Genomic DNA, 19,388 nt, shown 5'->3' with positions numbered 1-19,388 from the left:
GATGATTTTATTTTGTATTTCGCTATTTTTTCCGCTTCTTAGCTTCATCATAGCTGGCATCTTTTCGCATAGCAGTAAGAATTTATTTATCGGTCTTTCTTGCTCGCTTCTCATGATCGCTAGCGCCACAGCTTCGCTTATGCTAACGGCTAGCCTTAGCGTAGATGAGCCACTAAATTTAACCATAAAAGAGTTTATAAATTTTGGCTCGCTTGATCTTAGCTTTAGCTTCTACCTTGACGCGATTAGCCTTGTGATGCTTAGCACCGTGGGCGTGGTCGCTAGCATCGTGCATATCTACTCCATTGGCTACATGAGAGATGACGCGAGTTTTAACCGCTTTTTTAGCTACCTTGGGCTCTTTGTCTTTTGCATGAACGTCCTTGTCTCAAGCGATAACTTCATAGGGCTCTTTATCGGCTGGGAGGGCGTTGGACTTTGCTCGTGGTTACTCATTGGCTTTTGGTATAAAAGGCCTAGTGCAAACATCGCTGCAAACGAAGCCTTTGTGATGAACAGAGTGGCTGACCTAGCCATGCTTGTTGGCATTTTTTATATATTTTATAGCTTTGGCTCACTTAAATTTAGCGAGGTTTTTAACGCTAGAAGCGACCTTTCTGGGCTAAATTTAGGCATCATCGCCACACTTCTTTTCATAGGCGCCATGGGTAAAAGCGCGCAGTTTCCATTTCACACATGGCTTGCAAACGCCATGGAGGGACCAACGCCGGTTTCTGCGCTCATACACGCCGCGACCATGGTAACAGCTGGTGTATATCTAGTCATACGTGCAAATTTCATCTTTGCAAACGTGCCTGAAGTCTCGCACTTTATCGCCTGCCTTGGCGCATTTGTAGCGATATTTGCCGCAAGCATCGCACTAGTGCATAACGACCTTAAAAAGATAGTCGCCTACTCGACGCTTTCGCAGCTTGGCTATATGTTTGTAGCCGCTGGTCTTGGCGCTTACAAGATCGCACTTTTTCACCTTGTCACGCACGCATTTTTCAAGTCACTCCTCTTTTTGTGCGCTGGCAACGTCATGCACGCGATGAATGATGAGCTAAATATCAAAAAAATGGGCGGACTTTATAAATTTATGAAGCCAACTGCACTTCTTTCCATCATCGCAAGCTGCGCACTGGCTGGCTTTTATCCATTTGCTGGCTTTTTTTCTAAAGATAAAATTTTAGAAGTCGCCTTTAGTGAAAATCAAATTTTGTGGGCCGTCTTGCTATTTGGCGCGGTGCTTACGGCATTTTATAGCTTTAGGCTTGTCATGCTAGTCTTTTTTGCAAGGCTAAAGAGCGACACTCACGCACATGAGGCCAAAAACTACATGCTTGTTGGCATGAGTGTGCTCGGCGTTCTCTCAGTTATCAGCGGCTTTTTTTGGAGCAACTTTAGTGAGTTTTTAAGTAACAGCCTTGGGGATTTTAAGCTAAATTTATCTCACAGCAGTGAAATTTTCTTACTCGTTTTAACACTTACTTTAGTGCTTGCAAGTGCTGGCTTTGCTGTGTTTGCTTATAAAAAAGAAATTTTTAAAGAGAGCATTTGCGAGAGTAAAATTTACAAAATTTTGCAAAATGCCTACTTTATCCCAAAATTTTATGAGAAATTTTTTATAAATGGCTACTCTTTTATCTCTAAAATTTGCAAGAAATTTGATGAGATGATAGTTGATCGAAGTGTCGATTTTGTCGCACTTTTGGTTACTAAATTTGCGTATCTGGCAAACAAAATGCAAAGCGGAGATCTAAGCGTCATGCTTAGATTTATGGTCGCAGGATTTGCCTTGCTTTTAAGCTTTATATTTTTATTAAACGGAGCCAAATAATGCTAAGTGTCATCATATTTTTCCCAGCAATAAGCGCAATACTTGGCTTTTTGATAGAAAATAAAAGCATCAAATTTTATGGAGCAAGCATCGCTCTTATCGAGCTTTTACTAGCCATTTTTATATGCGTCAATGTCGATTTTCAGGGTTATGACTTTGTTTTAACGCATCAAGTCTCGCTCATACCAAGCCTAAATATCAGCTACTTTGTCGGCATCGACACCATTTCGCTTGTGCTTATAGTCCTTAGCGCATTTATGAGCTTCATCTCTATCGCCGCACTTAGCGATGATGGAAATTTAAAGCACCTTGTTATTAGCGTGCTATTTTTAGAGAGCACGATGATGGGCGTCTTTAGCGCGCTTGATATGATCTTGTTTTACAGCTTTTGGGAGCTTAGCCTCATACCGCTACTTTACATCATCGGCGCATTTGGCAGTAAAAATAGAATTTACGCTGCGATTAAATTTTTTATCTACACATTTTTAGGCTCTGTTTTTATGCTAGTGGCGATCATCTTTATCGGCTATTTGTGCTATCAAAAAAGCGGCGTATTTAGTTTTAACCTTCTTGATTGGTACAAGCTTGGCATCGGAGAAAATGCTCAAATTTGGCTATTTTTAGCATTTTTCTTTGCTTTTGGCGTCAAAACTCCGATATTTCCGTTTCATACGTGGCTACCTTATGCACACGGACAGGCTCCAACGATCGGCTCGGTGCTGCTTGCTAGCGTGCTTTTAAAGATGGGCACTTACGGCTTTGTGAGATTTTCACTCCCACTTTTTCCAGACGCGAGCCTGCTTTTAAGTGGCTTTGTCTGCGTCATAGCCATCATCATGATCATCTACGCAGCCCTCGTTGCCTATGCGCAAAGCGACATGAAGCAAGTGATCGCTTACAGCTCCATTTCACACATGGGTGTCATCATGCTTGGTATCTTTTCACTAAATTTAATAGGCCTTAGCGGCTCGATATTTTTAATGATAAGCCACGGCATCGTTAGTGGCGCTTTGTTTTTGCTAGTCGGTGTTATCTACGAGAGGGCTCACACAAAAGAAATTTGCGAATTTGGTGGCCTTGCCAAGGTTATGCCAAAGTACGCACTTGTGTTTTTTATAGCTACCCTTGCAAGTATCGGTCTGCCACTAACCATTGGCTTTGTTGGCGAGTTTTTGAGCCTGCTTGGCGTCTTTAAGCTAAACAAGCTCTTTGCGCTACTTGGTGGCTTTAGCATCATCGTGGGCGCTGTTTATATGCTCGTACTTTATAAAAGGGTCTTTTTTGGCGAGTGCAAAGAGAAAAATTTGGGCTTAAAAGATCTAAATTTTAAAGAGCTAGCCGCTCTTGTGCCACTTTGCTTGCTCATAATCATTCTTGGTATCGCACCAAATTTGATACTAAAACCACTTGAGCCAAGCGTGCAAAATATCATAAGCAAAATGCAAACTAGAGCTGTAAATAACGGCACAAAGGATAAAATTTCATCTTTAAACGGCGGGAGCAAACTATGAACGAAATAGCCTTTTTAGACCTAAACGAGATCTCGCTACAATCACTCTCGCCGATGCTTAGCATGATGGTTTTTGCACTTTTTATCCTCATAGTTGGAGCGATAAAAAAAGATCTTTCGAGGAATTTCTACTGCGTATTTTGCATCATCGCTATATTTGTAAATTTAGGCATTACGCTTGATTTTAACGGGCTTAGCCTAAGCTTTTGGGATATGCTCTTAGTCGATGGAATTTCTATCATCTCGCAGATCATCATCCTAATCGCCTCAGCTCTTTTCATCCCGCTAGCACTTAGCACGAAAGAGTATTTTGAATATAAAATTTACGAGTATTACGCGCTATTTTTGTTTATGATCGCTGGATTTTTGTTTATGGTGAGCTCAAACAACCTACTTATCATCTTTTTAGGCCTTGAGATTAGCTCGCTTTGCCTCTACACCCTAATCGCCCTTCACAACAAAGCAAAAAGCGTCGAGGCTGCTATCAAATACTTCGCGATGGGCTCGCTCTCAGCTGGCTTTTTTGCGATGGCTATAGCGATGTTTTATCTAGCAACAAACTCAATAGACATCGCTCGTATAGGCGTTGTCATAAAAGATCTTAGCCTAAATCAAAATTTAATAATCCTTCTTGGCTGCGTTTTCATCGCTTCAGCCATTGGTTTTAAGCTCTCGCTCATACCATTTCACACATGGATACCAGACGTTTATGAGGGCTCAAATGCCCCGCTTGCTGGCTATATGTCTATCGTGCCAAAGGTTGCGGGATTTATCGTCGCGTTAAGAATTTTTGCGATGCTTGAGGGCTCTGGAATTTCATGGATAAAAGATATGCTCTACATCATTGCCGTGCTTACGATGAGCCTTGCAAACATCATGGCGCTAGTGCAAAAGGACGTCAAAAGGATGCTCGCTTTTAGCTCGATAGCTCACGCTGGTGTCGTGCTTTGCGCGCTTGTGGCAAATTCTCACGAGGCAAATGTCGCCTTGTTTTTCTACTGGATCATGTTTTTGTTTGCAAATTTGGGTGCATTTTCTATGCTTTGGGTCGCAAGGTGCGACGACGTCGTCTGCTGGGACAAACGCTTTAAACACCCGTATGAGAAATTTTCAGGGCTTATTAAAATTTTGCCAAGTTACGCCGTGATAATGGGAATTTTTATGATCGCCCTTGCTGGCATACCGCCTTTTAGCGTATTTTGGGGCAAGATGGTGCTTATCTCATCGCTCATAAAGTCTGATTACGTCGTGCTTAGCCTCATCATCATGATAAACTCGGCGATTGCCATTTATTACTACCTAAAACTAATCGTCTTTATGTTTTTAAAAGAGCCTATCGTAAAAGATAAAAATATCTACATCTCAAACGTCTCGATGGCGCTAAAAGTGATCGTTGGAGTTGCCGTTGCTGGCACGGTCTTTGCCTTTTTATTTTCTGGAGCGATTTTGGAATTTATCGAGCATTTTGTCTTTGCTTCAGGATTTTAGAAAATTTAACTATAATGGCGGCATGAAAAAGCTCTTAACCATCTTATTTTTACCGCTTTATCTATCCGCCTTTAGCCTTAGCCTAAACAGCGGCGCAAACGCAAATAAGCCTTATAGCGTCCTTCAGCTAAGCGACGAGAAAGAATTTGAATGTGTGGAGCAAATTTTAGCCTACGACACGAAGCGCTACGTTTGTATGCTCGATGATGGGATCTTGCCAAAGATCGAAGATACGACGCTGCCTTTAATGGACATAAAATATAAAAAGCAAGACGGCAAGCTCTTTATCGTCATCATGCCAAAGGCGCCTTCAAAACTTCTAAATGTTCAAACTGAGCTTTACAGCAGTCCAAGCGTGCAAGATACGCCAAAGACAACCATTTCAAAGCACTTTAGCATCATCATCGACACTTCGCTAAGTGAAAACAACAAAAGAGTATCTGGGCTAAATTTTTCGCCTGATTTTAGAGATATGCTAAGTCCAAGCATCGGAGCGCTCGATCTTAACAAAGCGCCTATCGCTGGGCTTGATAGCAACGATATAGACATCTACATAAATATAAAAAGAGCCTACGAAAAGGGCGCTTATGAAAGCGTGGTAAAAGATACACAAACAGCGATGAAAAGGCATCCAGCCAGTCTTTTCTCAAGTGAGTTTTTACTTTTTAGACTAAGAGCGCTTGATAAAATTTTTGAGACAAAGAGCGAGTTTGAGGGGCTGGAGCCAAAAGATATCGTAAGCGAGGGCAGAGCTTGGATAAGGAAATTCCCCTCTGATGAGAACTATCCAGAGGTGCTATATCTCATCGCCAGAGCTTACCTCAAAGATAGCATCGCAAGTGATGCAAAATATATGCTTGACATACTAAGTGAAGAGCACGCAGAGTCTAAATTTACAAAGCTTGCCACGCTTGATTATGCTGATTACCTATATAAAATAGGCAGGCAAAAAGAGGCGCTAAGCGACTATGAAAAGGTGCTCTACTCTACAAACGACATCGACCTTGCAAGTAGAGCTGCACTAAGCCTAGCAGACGCAAATATCGATAAAGAGAAATTTGACGAGGCGAAGAAATTTGTGCTAAAGATCGCAAATGCAAATGAAAAATTTTTCATGAACGATCCGACAAAATCGATGAATTTAGCCTATACATTTGCCAGCAAAGATATGCCAGACGTAGCTGCTAAAATTTATGAAATTTTGGTAAATAATAGCGATAGGACAAAGGATTTTTACGAGGCAGCACTAAAAAATTTAGCGCTAAATTTAGCCAAAACCAAAGATGAAAAAAGGGCGTATGAGTATCTAAACAGATACGAAAAAGAGTTTAAATATGGCGATTATATCGATGAGATCGCTAAGGCAAAGGATGGGCTATTTTTTGAAGAGGACGACAAAAACGCCACCGCACTTCACGCAAGATATAAAGATCTCATCGAAAAATATGCCGGCACAAATATCAGCCAAAAGGCGCTAATCAGCGAGCTTGAGCTTGATCTAAAAGAGCGTAAATTTGCCGATGCGCTAGCTTATAACAACCTCGCAAAAGATGAAAATTTAAGCAAGGCGATGGAGCTAGTAAATGAGGCTGCGCTTGAGCTAACAAAAGAGTTTTTCATCAAAGATGACTGTACAGCGGTTGTAAATTTACTCGAAAACTACGATGTGAGCAAGGTCTCTTTGCCGCAGTTTAAGCTATTTAACTGCTACTTTAGAACGGCGCGTTACAATGAGGCGCTAGAGCTTGCAAAGGCTCATGTGAAGGACGAAAATTTAGAAGATAGAGTCGAGTGGCTAGTAAATTTGAGCAAAATTTTATATAAAAATAAAGACTACGAGCACGCCATCATCGCTGCAAACGACGCCCTATCGCTTGGCTCAGCAGTCGAGTACTCGGACCCTACGCCATCGCTTTTTGATAGATTTTACTCGCTACTTGCGCTAAAACGCTTTACTGAGGCGGTCTCAACGATCAGTGCGATCGAGCAGCTAAGAGGACAGGACTTTAAGATCATCGAGGCATACGCAGCTATAAGCGACTATGCGATGAAAAGCAACGACTACGCTATCGCTGCAACCTACGCTAAAAAGGCGCTTGAGCTACAAACCAGAGCCAAGATAAATACCTTTTCGCCAAAGCTAAATTTTGACTACTCAGAGGCTTCGTTAAAGACTGACGATCTTGACGAGGCGCTTGATGAGGCGAAATTTATACTAAATATGAAACTTGAGCCAGAAGACCGCTTGCATGCTCTAAATTTGGCAAGTGAAATTTACATCAGGCAAAAGCAGTATAAGTTAGCTAAGCCATATCTAAACGAGTGCATTGGCTCAAATTTCACAAGTGCTTATAAAGACGCCTGCAAAGCCAAACTTGAGATGATAAAGTAAAAATTAGTGTCAAATTTAAATGATCTTGAAAAAGAGTATCTGGGGCTTAAAAAAGAGAATTTCCCAGATGGCAAAAGGATCAAATTTATAGCAAATTTAGGTGCTAGCGATGAGATAGCATATCATTACAAGCTTATTTGCAAGCAGTGGCAAGAGGGCAGGCAGCTAAATTTAGAAAGCAGCTTTGATAGGCACGGCGTCGCTGGACTGGAGTTTTTATTTGAGCGCTTAGCCAAAAAGAGCGATCAAAAAATAAAAATAGAAACCATCTATCTTATAGCGCAAATCCTTTCCAAGTCTAAGCATAGGGACTTTTATACCACATTTTGCGACCGCCTTATCCCTCAAATAACCTCTTTTTTAGGGACAAATGATGCACTGCGCCGCAAACTTATAATAGCGCTTGGCTGGGTTGGCACGTTAGAGCAAATAGAAATTTTAATAAGCGAGATGCTTGATAGCAAAGATAGCCTTTGCAGGGCATGGGCGGCAGCTAGCCTTATGCAGATGTCATTTCACAAGGTTGCTCAAGCAATCTTGCGAGATAAAACAAAATCCGCATTTTTGCAAAGCATCTCTAGCGAAAAAGATCTACACGCTTGTGCAGTTATGATAGAAGCGGCTCAAATTTTATTTGGTAAAAAGTGGATATCTTCTAGCGCAGCTCAAAACCAAGAGGCTGAAAAGATAGAAAAAGCTAGAAAAATGGCAGTAAGGTTTTTAGGCAGGGATTAAATTTGCCATTAAGCGGATTGTGTGCTCAAAGGCGTTTTATTTGTTGGGCTATAAAGTAAAAATGGTTTAAATTTATAAGAAATTTTGGCTTTAAATTTAGAAGATTTAAAAATAAAATTTTATATTTTTCGCTTAGAAATAGCGGACAAAATAGCTTTAATTTGATTTAAAATTTAATTTTTTCTTGACATATAATAATGTTTTTTGTATAATCTCAATTCTTTTTTAAATAATCATGTCTTGCTAGCTCAGTCGGTAGAGCATCTCACTTTTAATGAGGGGGCCGTTGGTTCGAATCCAACGCAGGACACCATTTTTGGGTTTATGACCCTTTCGTCTAGTGGCTCAGGACTCTACTTTCTCTGTGTAGGAACAGAGGTTCAAATCCTCTAAGGGTCGCCAGATATTTTAAATTTTAGGTCGCTTAGCTCAGTTGGTAGAGCGCCACCCTTACAAGGTGGATGTCATAAGTTCGAGTCTTATAGCGACCACCATTACTTTTAGGTGCAGCGGTAGTTCAGTTGGTTAGAATGCCGCCCTGTCACGGCGGAGGTCGCGGGTTCGAGCCCCGTCCGCTGCGCCATCTACTAAACCTTAGGTTAAGGTTCTTGATTCTATTTTTTCTTGTTTTTTGAGTGATCAAATTAAATTTTAAGATTATAAGTTCTAAGATAACACTTTGTTATTGATATTTAATCTTGCCTCGTTAGCTCAGTTGGTAGAGCATATCACTCTTAATGATGGGGTCGTAGGTTCGAGACCTACACGGGGCACCATCTTTTGGCCCATTCGTCTAGCGGTTAGGACACCAGCCTCTCACGTTGGTAACACGAGTTCGAGTCTCGTATGGGTCACCATTTTTCTTCTAAATTTAACTCAAATTTTGAAAAATTTACTGCTAGTGCAATAAATTTGACTAAAAAATGTTTAAAATGTCTTTCTATTTTATGAAAGGTGAATTTGTGTTAAAAACTACCAGAGTACCCATATAGAAAACAACGAAACGCTCGTTTTCCACAGTAAAATGAATTGTGTATTGTTATCATTAAATTTTTTACATCTATGGATTATGATACTTTCTTGATTGTTTGCTAATATGTGAAGTAATTTTGGTATTTAGGTAGCAGAAATTATATTGAAATACTGTATTCAAAAATCTCAAAATTCTTTGCCGAAGCTCTAAAAACTTGTTTTAATAACGAGGCGCTTGAGTTTAGTAAAAGGTTTTAGGCGAAAACGGATCAGCAGTTTTTAAAAGTTTAGAGATTACAAATAATGATGAAATTATGACTGCTGTAGTTATTAAATCTTTTAGAAATACACAAATTTTAAAATTTTGCCGCAATATAAATTTGCTGATTTTGTCTTGATAAATTCGGCTTATAAGGTAAAAGAGTAGGGCGCATTTGACTACGCCCTTTTATAAATTTAAGATGAAAATTTGATTGATCTTAAATTTGATCTATTTTAGCTCAAATGCAAGCGTTGCAGCAATAGTCTCGTCATCGCAAATTTTTGAGTCGGCAAACGGCATTTTATGCACTGTTTGTAGCAGCCATTTTCCAGGTTTAAGTGCGAGCACCTCTATCGTGCCGTCTGGCTCAGTTTGGCCGTGAAATGCACTTTTTTCTTTTAAAAATCCATCAAATGTTCCATCAAGTGTAGCATTTTCTAAAGGTTTGCCTTCAAATAGAATCTTCACTTTAAATGGCACGCCAACTTTGAAATTTGCTGGATTGTCAAGTGGGACTATCTCTAAGCGCTGTTGTGAAGGTTTTGTTACAGAGTTGTCCTTGGCATTTTTATTTATTACGCCTTTTGCGCTCATGCTAGCTTTTTTGCAGTATTTGGCATCCTTGATGTCCTCTTTGGTTTTGCCCATGTGCCATGTGCCATCGCTCGCTTTTGTCCAAAATGTAGGCTTATACTCGCCAGCTATAAGGTATGAGCCGTCCTCTAGTTTGGCCCTTTCATAGTGGTAGTTTTCGCCGCTTTGTTTTAGGCTCAGTTTCTCGCCATTTTTGTTTATAATGTATGGGGCTTCAAATAGGGCAATCCTATTATCTGGTATCTTTTCAACAGTTGGGAAGTCGTCTGCGTAGCCGATATCAACGCTAGTTACCTCCTTGCTGCTTCCAAAAAGCCAAAATTCGTGAGCCAAAGAGTGACTGCTAAGTGCTGCCAAAGCCAAAAGTGCAAATAAATGCTTGTTCATTACCTATCCTTTCAGATTAAAATGTCTATTTTTCTTTTTCTAATATATGTCACAAAAATATTGTTAAATTTTTATAGATCTAAATTTTGCTAATTTTTAAAAAAATTTAGTAATCAAAACCAAATTTATTTTATCAAATTTATAAAAATAGCATGATTATAAAAATAGTTTAATCCCTGAAATTACGAAATAAAATCAGTGGTGCAATTATATCAAAATAATAATCAATGTCAATATAAAATTAAATTTTATCCACTAATGGATAAATCAAAATAAATTTATCTTTGCCATTTAGATAGCTAAAAAGTTTCATTTTTGAAATATTTTGTATAAAAATTCTTTTTTCTCATTATATTTTAATATTATATTAAGATTATATCCTTTATAATGTCACTAAATTATTTTAGAAAATATAACTTTATAGTTATTTCCAAGGAAGGTTAAGATGAGAACTCTCTTATCTTTAAGCATGGTGTGTGCTGCGCTACTTGCTAATGAGACTAATCTAAAAAACGAGTTAAACAACGAAGAGATTAGGGCGAATATGGCAAGCTCTTTTAACGAAAGCTCCAACATAAATTTACTTAACGAAAAACCAACTTCAGAAGCTAAGCTAAATTTAAACGAAACCCCATGCTTTAAAATAGATAAAATTTCACTTCTTAGTGAGAATGAAGTAGCTAGCTTTAACGCTAGTAGTGGTGCTGATGAGGCTATAATAAGAGAAGCTTATAATACAAACTACTCTAAATTTAACTCTATTTTAGAGACTAGCTTAAACAAGCTTGATTTTAAACCAGGCAGCTGTCTTGGTAAAAACTCTATCAATCTAATCATAAACTCTTTTAACAACGAGATAATAAAAAGTGGCTATATCACTTCAAGTGCTAGCCTAGTTACAAAGAGCCTAAAAGATGCCAAGCTAGAGTTTGTGATAAATCTTGGTCTAATAGATGATATAAGTATCAACGAAAATGACAGCCAAAGAAATAGAGCGAGCCTATTTAGCGCATTTGGTGAGTACTCTCATAAAAATAAAGTAGCAAATATAAGAGATATCGAGCAGGCTCTTGAGTCACTACAAAACGTCTCGAAAAATGACGTTAGCATTAAATTCTTACCTTCAAATAGAGCTGGCTTTTCAAACATAGTGATCACTAGGGTTGATAGCTTTCCATTAAAGGCTGCCATTAGCCTTGACAACCTTGGCTCCAAGCAAAGCGGCAAGTACCAAGGCATGCTAAATTTAAGCACACTAAATTTACTTGGATTTAACGAAATTTTTAGCTTCTCGCGCGGCAAGGATGTGCTTAAAAAGTATAAGGTGACTAATAAATTTAATGGCGCCACTGATCACGGAGCTTCAAACAACTATTATTACGGCTTTAGTATCCCATTTGGCTATTTCATGCTTGAGTATGAAAAGAGTAAATATGACTACGCCCAGATAATAAACGCAGCCTACAACCTCTACACATATAAAGGTAGAAGCGAGAGTGACTCACTAAGTCTTGCTTATACATTTTATAGGGACTCAAATTTTAAAAATAGCGCTTATGTAAAGCTATTTAAGAGAAAAAATAAAAACTACCTAGAGGACTACGAGCTAGATAACCAAGCTAGAAGAAATGCTGGATATGAGGTAGGCGTAAAATCAAGCTACAACTCGTATAATCAAGCTTTTAGCGCCAAGCTAGCTTATAAAAAGGGCACTGGTATATTTAACTCACAGCCAGATCCTTTAGAAGATAGCGGCGAGGCAACATCTAGGTTTGCTCTAATAAATTTAAACCTAAACTACAAATATAAATTTGAACTTCCACTAAGCTACGATCTAAATATCAACGCAAGATATGGTCTAAATAAACTAAGCTTGCAAGATAAATTTAGCATCGGTGGATACCACAGTGTTAGGGGATTTGACGGGGAGAGCTCGCTTGTTGGAAACCACGGAGTAAGCGTAAGAAATACCCTCTCATATAACTACTATAAGAGCAATTCTGTCTATGCTGGGCTTGACGCTGGTATGGTAAGAGCCCCAAGTAGTGGCATAAAGGATAAAAACACCCTTGCAGGATACGCCATAGGTCTAAGAGGCAGCATAAAAGCCTACAACAACCTAAGCTACGACATCTCTGTCTCAAAACCTCTTTATAAACCAAAGAGCTTTGAATCTAAATCAACAAATGTAAATTTCATCATAAGCTACGAATTTTAAGGATAAAATATGCTAAAGAACAACCAAATTTCAAATGCACAAAAACCTAGCCTTTTAACCATAGGCTTAAATTTCTACGTAAGTCTCTCTTTGCTACTTGGCACTATGCCAGCATTAGCAAATGAGCCAAGTATCATAGCTGACCCAGGTGCTAGTAACCGCCCTGATATACTAAAAGCTCCTAATGAGACGCTAATAATAAACATCACAAACCCTGATAGCAAGGGCGTATCTATAAATGAATATAGTAGGTTTAATACGCCAACCACTGGCACTATCCTTAATAACTCTAATAAAAACATAGACACTAAGATAGCTGGCCAGATAGATGCAAACTATAGGCTAAATAAAGAGGCAAGTCTTATTATCAACAAGGTAAATTCGGCTGAAAAATCATCTCTAAAAGGAAATTTAGAGGTAGCTGGAAGCAGGGCTGATGTGGTCATAGCAAACCCAAATGGCATAAGCGTAGATGGTCTAAATATGATCAACTCTCGCTCACTCACACTAACAACAGGCAATATCAATAAACTAAGCCCCAAAGAGATAGAGCTAATATCTAATAACTCTATCGATATCGTAGGAGACGGCCTAAACGATAAGAGTAGCGACTATACAAACGTCATCTCAAATGCTGTAAATTTAAACTCAAATATCCACGCAAATGAGCTAAATATCATCGGTGAAAAGGCGGTTGCTTCAAGCAATGGCAAGCTATATAACGATGTAAAAATTAAAAACCAAGAAAACAGCTTTAGCCTAGATAGTAGCGCACTTAGCGGTATGTATGCTAATAAGATAAAGCTAGTTGGCACAAGTAACGGCGTAGGCGTAAATAATAACGGCCTAGTTATAGCAAATAACAACATAGAGATAAGCCTTGATGGCGATATAGTTAATGCCGGCGCTATCGCTTCTAACAAAGAGGCTAAGATAGAAGCAAAGACTATAACAAACAAAGATGAAGCGCTAATAGGTGCAAAAAATACTCTTAACATAAAAGCAGACACTTTGGTAAATACTTCAAGCCAAATTTATGCTAAAGATATAAATGTAGAGGCTAAAAAGCTAGTAAATAACTCAAGCTCGCAGGCTAGGGTGGAGAAAAGCTCATTTGCTAAAAATTTAGCTCTAAAGCAAAGCGGCGAGAATAGATTTAAACTTGAAGAGGTAAATTTAAAAGAGATAAAAGCAAAGATTGAGGCTAAATTTAAAAAACTAGGTAAAGAGCTAAGCGAAGAGGAGCTAAATGCTGAAATTTTAAAAGAGGCTATAAGCAAAGATAGCACCCTTTATGCTCTAAATTTACACAAAGACTCATATCTATATGGCACATCGACAAAGGTATTTGCTAACTTAAGACTAGACATCGATAAAAACGAAGTAGTACTTGATACTAGTAAAGCAAAAGACCGCGAAGTGCTAAAGAGAATTTACTACTCTATAAACAAAGAAATTTTAAACGAAGATGATAAAGCCAATTTCATCCCAGGTAGCATAGTAGCAAGCAATGATATAAATTTAAAAGTAGATGAAGTGCTAAATGATAAGAGCTTTATCTACGCAGGCAACGACCTCGTGCTTGATAGCAAAGATATAACAAACGTAGCGCTAAATTTAACAAGAGATGTTAGCAGCTTTAACGAATTTAAATGGAAAAAGCAAGAGTGGAAAGGTAAAAGAGGAAAAATCCTTGGTCAAAAAAGATGGGTGACTAAAGGTGGCAAAGGTGCTGTATTTAACTTCTCATACACAGATGTTGGCTTGCCAGCAGTATTTGCAGCGGGCAATAACATAGTAGGAAGCACACAAGACTTTTCAAGCTACGCACTAAATGATGATATAAAGCTAGCAAATATTGATCTAGATAAATTCTCTGAGCCAATATTTAATAGCCCAATCATCAAAAACCTAAATAGAAGGGTGAAAAACCAAGGGTATTACTACAGTCTTGATAGTATAAACTCAGCTTATATAGCAAATATCCTTGATAGCTTATATGAAGCAAGAAACGAGAGCATAAGTAAATTTAAAAAGGAGGCTAAAGATAAAAACGTAAAAGCCTCAGCTCTAGTAATGGCAAATAACATAGACCTAGACGCCAAAGGTAACATAAGTCTAGCTGGCAGCGTAGTGGCTGATAATATCAATCTAAGCTCACAAAATTTAAACCTAAATCACCTAGAGCTAAACTCTAAAGATCTAAATTTAAAAGCAGACGCAGCAAATATCGACTCAAGTGAAATTTCAGCTAAAAATATAAATGTAGCTGCAAATAATATAAGCTTAGACAAAGGGTCATCTCAGTTTAGTAAGGCGTCAAATTTAAAAGCAGACGAGAGCTTAAATTTAAGTGCTAAAGAAAATCTAAACATCGCTGGATCAAGCCTAGAGGCTGACAAGCTAAATTTAAGTGCAGATAATATAAACATAAACGCCAAAGAGTTTGCCTACAGCCATAGCGCAAAAGAAAAGGGTATAAGCTTTAAACAAAGCATCCAAACGCTAAATAGTGCAAACCTAGACGCAAAAGATATAAATTTAAACTCTAAGTCAAACACACAGATAAGCTCAAGTAACTTAAGAGCTACTAACAAGCTAAACGTAGAAGCTGGAAATGATATATATGTAGTTGGAGCTAATACAAACGAGAGCACGCAAACTAAAGAGAAATCTAAAGGCTTTTTCTCTAAAAAAGAGTCTCATCTAATGGCTATAAATCAAAAGGTCATCAGCTCAAATTTAAACGCAGGTGATATCAGCCTAAAAGCTGGGGGTAATGCAATAGTAACTGGCTCAAATTTAAGTGCTAAAAACGATATAAACATAGATGCAAATAATATAGGCCTAGCTCCAACAGCTTATAAAAATGATGAGGCAAGGGCTAGCTCTAAGAAGTCATTTGGTGGATTAAAATCTAGCCTTGATATGCACTCTCTAGCAAAGACAAATATACAAGGCTCATCCATAAGCACCGCTCAAGGAGATATAAATTTAAATGCAAACAACGACATCTCTATAATCTCATCTGACATAAAAGGTGGTGGTGATGTAAATTTAAATGCTAAAAACAACCTATCTATACTAGCAGCTAAAGAGCAAATAAAAGAAAAAAGCATTCACAAGAGTTCAGGTATTAATATAATCTCATTATTGACATACCCGGGCATGCTGGTAGCTTCTGCAATAGATCCTATTGGGACTGGTTCAAATACCTACTTATTTGAGCAAATGTTTGGAGATACTCTGACTCAAATTTATCGTTCAACCTATAACGAAAAAGGAAGCCTTGACGCATTAGCGAAGCTTTCAAACATATCTGCAGCCAAAGAGCTTAATCTAAAAGCAAATGAAGCTACTATAACTGCAAATTTATCAAGTAAAGATGATACTAATATAAAGGCAAATTCTATTGAGATATCTAATGCAGAAAACGAGCATAGTAGCTATGAGATATCTAAGAGCAAGGGTATAAATTTACCAAGCACCAAAGATCTTGCGAATGATCAAAAACCAAAACCTATAAAAGAATTTAAGTACGATACTAGCACTAAGACAAGAGTAGCAGACGCAGAGTATGAAAAATCTACCACCGATGTAGCATCAACTAAAGCTATATCGTCAAACCTTGTTTCAGATAAAAATATAAATTTAAATGCAAACGAAGAGATAGGTATCACTGGATCAAATTTGATCGCCAAAGAAGATATAAATCTAATAAGCAAAAATGCAAATATAGATATATTAAATAGCACTGACACTACTGATATATCAAAAACACTAAAACAAGCAAAAGCAGCTCTTTCTATCACTGCCCAAAACGAATACGTAGAGGTAGCTCCTGCTACTCTAGCCTTACTTGAGGCAGTTAAGCAACTAAAAAAAGTCAAAAAAGAGTACGATGGCTATAAACATACTAGAGATGATCTAAAAGATAAACTACATGAGCTAAAACAAGCCTATAAAAGTAAAACTCCTGGCATAGATGGCTCAGATATAGAAGATCTATCAGATATCCTTGAAAATGTGAATGATGAAGAGAGATACTATAAGGCAAATATAGCTTTGGCTATGGCAAACGTAGAAGCTAAGAGCCTAGCTCTAGTAGCTCAAGTAGCAGCAGCTGCAAAAGCAGCATCTAACTGGTATACATTTGGCTTTAGCGTAGGAGTAGCAGCTAGTGTAAATGGTCACAAATCAAAATCAAACTCAAATGAAGTAATCTCTAATCCGTCAAATTTAATGGCAAATAACATCAAGATACAAACTCCAAATGATACAACTATCACTGGTTCAAATTTAAGTGCCAATAATCTAATAGATATAAACACAAACAACTTAAATATAAACTCTAGCAAAAACACCTATACATCAGAAAGTAAAGACAAAAGCATAGGTGGGACCATGAGATATACTATGTATGGTGGTGGCGGCGGAAGTGCTGGCCTAAACTACTCTACTAGTAGTAGTGACACAGAGAGCCTAACAAACAACAACTCTCATCTTTACTCAGCTAAAGATATGAATATAAACACAGCTAATGACGCAACCATCAAAGGAGCAAATTTAAGAGCTGATGAGAGATTAAATTTAAAAGTAGGAAATAACCTAAGCTTAGAGAGCGTAAGAGATAAGTATGCTCACAACGAAAGAGGATATAGTGTAGGTGTTGGCATAGGATTTAGCGCAGATAAGTCACCAAACTCAAGCTTTGCTAATCCATCTAGCACAAAGACAACTAGCTCTAATGCAAATTTCTCTAGATCAAGATCAAATACTATAACTAAACAAACCGTACTCTCATCCATAACAGCAAATGAGCTAAACGTAGAGGTAGGTAAAAACACTCATCTAAAAGGATCACTTCTAGCAGCAGGAGAGTATGATAAAGATAATACCTTTATAGATAACCACAACCTAAATTTAAAGACAAATACCCTAAGCTATGAGAACCTATCAAATACAAGCTATGCTAAAGGAACAAACTTTAGTATAGGTGCTAACTATATATTAGAAGATAAAAACAATAAAGATAGCAAATCAAATAACAATCAAGAAGATAAATTTACAGGTCTTAAATCAATAGATCTATCTAACCATAGAAATCTAAGCTACACACTATCTAAAAACCTAGCAACTCTAGGTAGTGGCAACATAGAGATAGCAAATAAAGAGAACTCTGATGATCTAACAAGACTAAATAGAGATACCACTAAACTAACAAAAGATCTAGTAAATACTAGCATAAGCTCAAATGTAGATGGTAGTATGGATTTAAGGGTGCTGACTAAGAGTGGGCAAAAGGATATCAAAGATGAGTTTAATACAGCCACTGCCATAACAAAAGCACTAAATGCAATTATAGAAACAGGTGAGTTTAATTTTAATAGTGAAGTAAAAGAAAATGTTGCACAGTATGAAGCTGGGAAACTATTAGGCAAAGAACTGGCTCAAAAACTAATAGATGATAGTGTTACCATAGAAGAGAAAGAGGCCTTAGGAAATAAATTTATACAGCTATTTGCAAGTATGTCAGGTCTTGATCTAGATGGCATATCTTTAAGAATAATTGATGATAAATTCGCAAAAGGAAAAGACGATGAAAAATTTCTAGGACATTTTAATAGTGGCTCAATAATACTAAATTTAGCCCATATTAAAAATGTTGATCAGTTTGTGAGCACACTAGGACATGAGTTAAAACATGCCATGGATTATAAAGCTGGCAAATTTATACCAGGAGATAGTAAGCAAGATAGATATGCAAAACTAAAAGAAGATAGTTTTAGTGACTATCTAAGCAAAGCTCTAAATTTACAAGATAGTGGCATCAATGCCAAAGATGCAGCGATAAACTATATTAAAAATCAAAGTAGCTTAAATACCCTTCTTTTAAATTCTTATATGTTTAATGGCTTAGATAAGAGTAAGGGGGATAATAGTCCGTTATTATTAGCAGGAGTAGTGATCGAAAAAACTATCGAGATAGCCCCACTTATTTTTGGCGGCTGGCTTGTTTATAATAATGCAAGCAAGGATAAAGCTAGCAGTCGTGAGATTTTCCCTAGTGATGAAATTTCGACCTCACCAGGAACTATTTTTCCAAAAGAAGAGTCAAATAAAAATGATAATATCCTCACTACACCGCAAACAGAGCAATATGATAAAATAACAAATGGCGGTGTAAATACAGACAATTCTTTTAATGAGCCTTATATTGGTGGAATTGAGGGAAAAGAGCAGAATTTTAAGGATAATGTTTATTTTGCTGAAAAAGAATATATAACGCCAGATATGGATAAATCAGAATTTGAAAAAGTAAAAAGTAGTAAAGCTTATAAAAAGAAAGACGATGGAACAATATGGGTAAAAGACTTATTGCATAAAGATCACTGGGAAGTATATAAGGACAAAAAGTCATACGAAAAGGGCAAACGTTCATTTGATGTTTGGGAAGATGGTAGATTTAAAGGTAAAAAATGAAAGCAGATAGTATATGTGAGCAATATTCAAAAGAAAAAATAAAAATAAATACTTGGTTAGAAGATGATGTCTTTTTTATACAAGGAGATACAAAAAGTTTAATGTTTTTATCTGACTTAATTAAAGCGCAGGCAATGGAAATAAAAGATGACAATGTGTGCATTGGTCCAAATTTAGCAGGAAATAAATTTTTTTCTAAAAAAGCTAAATTTGGAATTTTAATTCACAATACGGACAGTGCAAAATAAAAAATATTCTAATAATATCTGGAAAAACAAAAAGAAAGTAGCCTCGATAGTGTAGATGAAACTGGAAAGCATAATGTAGATAAAAAAGAGCTACAAAAACTTTTAAACCAAAAACTAAAATAGGATATATTTATGAGATTAAATAAAAATATAACCGAAAGATTAAATTTGATAAAAGAAGCAGTAGGTTTTTTGCCAGATGAAAAAATTTTACCTACTTACTTAAAAATAGCAAATATATATACAAAAGAATGTAGAT

At 37.3% G+C, this 19,388-nt stretch carries 9 protein-coding genes and 6 tRNA genes; 14 read left to right on the top strand and 1 reads right to left on the bottom strand.

All coding sequences use genetic code 11. The features are described 5' to 3' along the window. Position 1 precedes the first annotated feature (1 nt). The 11 genes from nuoL to F3G88_RS01110 all read left to right on the top strand — a co-directional run bounded on the left by nuoL (position 2) and on the right by F3G88_RS01110 (position 8,822). A complete protein-coding gene (gene nuoL / locus F3G88_RS01160) occupies positions 2-1,840 on the top strand; it encodes an NADH-quinone oxidoreductase subunit L (RefSeq protein WP_149715151.1) in 1,839 nt (612 codons plus the stop codon). After that, positions 1,840-3,351: an NADH-quinone oxidoreductase subunit M gene (locus F3G88_RS01155; protein WP_149715150.1), complete on the top strand. Its 1,512-nt coding sequence runs from the start codon at positions 1,840-1,842 to the stop codon at positions 3,349-3,351. Before nuoL ends, F3G88_RS01155 begins: the two co-directional genes overlap by 1 nt. Then, positions 3,348-4,838, top strand: coding sequence for an NADH-quinone oxidoreductase subunit NuoN (nuoN, locus tag F3G88_RS01150; protein WP_004317979.1), 1,491 nt, complete (start codon positions 3,348-3,350; stop codon positions 4,836-4,838). The genes F3G88_RS01155 and nuoN overlap by 4 nt, the downstream gene beginning before the upstream one ends. Positions 4,839-4,860: 22 nt before the next feature. Further along, positions 4,861-7,230, top strand: a complete 2,370-nt coding sequence (locus F3G88_RS01145) for a tetratricopeptide repeat protein (protein WP_149715149.1) — start codon at positions 4,861-4,863, stop codon at positions 7,228-7,230. A 6-nt stretch (positions 7,231-7,236) separates the two neighbouring features. Next, positions 7,237-7,965 carry a HEAT repeat domain-containing protein gene (locus tag F3G88_RS01140; protein WP_149715148.1) on the top strand — a complete coding sequence of 243 codons (729 nt, stop codon included), beginning with the start codon at positions 7,237-7,239 and terminating at the stop codon, positions 7,963-7,965. A 237-nt stretch (positions 7,966-8,202) separates the two neighbouring features. After that, a tRNA-Lys gene (locus F3G88_RS01135) sits at positions 8,203-8,278 on the top strand. Between the two features lie 13 nt (positions 8,279-8,291). Continuing rightward, positions 8,292-8,367, top strand: a tRNA-Glu gene (locus tag F3G88_RS01130). Positions 8,368-8,383: 16 nt separating this feature from the next. Further along, a tRNA-Val gene (locus F3G88_RS01125) sits at positions 8,384-8,459 on the top strand. A gap of 12 nt (positions 8,460-8,471) precedes the next feature. Then, a tRNA-Asp gene (locus F3G88_RS01120) sits at positions 8,472-8,548 on the top strand. A gap of 117 nt (positions 8,549-8,665) precedes the next feature. Further along, positions 8,666-8,741: transfer RNA gene (locus F3G88_RS01115), tRNA-Lys, on the top strand. Positions 8,742-8,747: 6 nt separating this feature from the next. Then, positions 8,748-8,822: transfer RNA gene (locus F3G88_RS01110), tRNA-Glu, on the top strand. A gap of 605 nt (positions 8,823-9,427) precedes the next feature. Here F3G88_RS01110 and F3G88_RS01105 read toward each other — a convergent pair. Continuing rightward, the gene (locus tag F3G88_RS01105) at positions 9,428-10,180 is read right to left on the bottom strand and encodes a DUF4198 domain-containing protein (RefSeq protein WP_107929676.1); all 753 of its coding nucleotides are present in this window, start codon (positions 10,178-10,180) and stop codon (positions 9,428-9,430) included. A 445-nt stretch (positions 10,181-10,625) separates the two neighbouring features. Here F3G88_RS01105 and F3G88_RS01100 point away from each other — a divergent pair, with 445 nt between their 5' ends. Genes F3G88_RS01100 through F3G88_RS01090 form a run of 3 tightly spaced genes read left to right on the top strand, consistent with a single transcriptional unit; the run spans position 10,626 to position 19,129 of the window. Then, positions 10,626-12,398, top strand: a complete 1,773-nt coding sequence (locus tag F3G88_RS01100) for a ShlB/FhaC/HecB family hemolysin secretion/activation protein (RefSeq protein ID WP_149715147.1) — start codon at positions 10,626-10,628, stop codon at positions 12,396-12,398. A gap of 9 nt (positions 12,399-12,407) precedes the next feature. Beyond that, the gene (locus tag F3G88_RS01095) at positions 12,408-18,881 is read left to right on the top strand and encodes a hemagglutinin repeat-containing protein (protein ID WP_149715146.1); all 6,474 of its coding nucleotides are present in this window, start codon (positions 12,408-12,410) and stop codon (positions 18,879-18,881) included. Continuing rightward, positions 18,878-19,129: a hypothetical protein gene (locus tag F3G88_RS01090; RefSeq protein WP_149715145.1), complete on the top strand. Its 252-nt coding sequence runs from the start codon at positions 18,878-18,880 to the stop codon at positions 19,127-19,129. The genes F3G88_RS01095 and F3G88_RS01090 overlap by 4 nt, the downstream gene beginning before the upstream one ends. Positions 19,130-19,388 lie beyond the last annotated feature (259 nt).

This window comes from Campylobacter concisus (genome assembly GCF_902460675.1).
GTDB classification, from domain to species: domain Bacteria; phylum Campylobacterota; class Campylobacteria; order Campylobacterales; family Campylobacteraceae; genus Campylobacter_A; species Campylobacter_A concisus_AJ.
Note: the sequence above shows the minus strand (reverse complement) of the source record. Positions and strands in the feature narration are given on the sequence as shown.

Excerpts from the sequence above, each read along its gene's own strand:
- nuoL (WP_149715151.1), top strand. The coding sequence starts at position 2 with ATGATTTTATTTTGTATTTCGCTATTTTTTCCGCTTCTTAGCTTCATC.
- F3G88_RS01155 (WP_149715150.1), top strand. The coding sequence starts at position 1,840 with ATGCTAAGTGTCATCATATTTTTCCCAGCAATAAGCGCAATACTTGGC.
- nuoN (WP_004317979.1), top strand. The coding sequence starts at position 3,348 with ATGAACGAAATAGCCTTTTTAGACCTAAACGAGATCTCGCTACAATCA.
- F3G88_RS01145 (WP_149715149.1), top strand. The coding sequence starts at position 4,861 with ATGAAAAAGCTCTTAACCATCTTATTTTTACCGCTTTATCTATCCGCC.
- F3G88_RS01105 (WP_107929676.1), bottom strand. The coding sequence starts at position 10,180 with ATGAACAAGCATTTATTTGCACTTTTGGCTTTGGCAGCACTTAGCAGT.
- F3G88_RS01100 (WP_149715147.1), top strand. The coding sequence starts at position 10,626 with ATGAGAACTCTCTTATCTTTAAGCATGGTGTGTGCTGCGCTACTTGCT.
- F3G88_RS01095 (WP_149715146.1), top strand. The coding sequence starts at position 12,408 with ATGCTAAAGAACAACCAAATTTCAAATGCACAAAAACCTAGCCTTTTA.
- F3G88_RS01090 (WP_149715145.1), top strand. The coding sequence starts at position 18,878 with ATGAAAGCAGATAGTATATGTGAGCAATATTCAAAAGAAAAAATAAAA.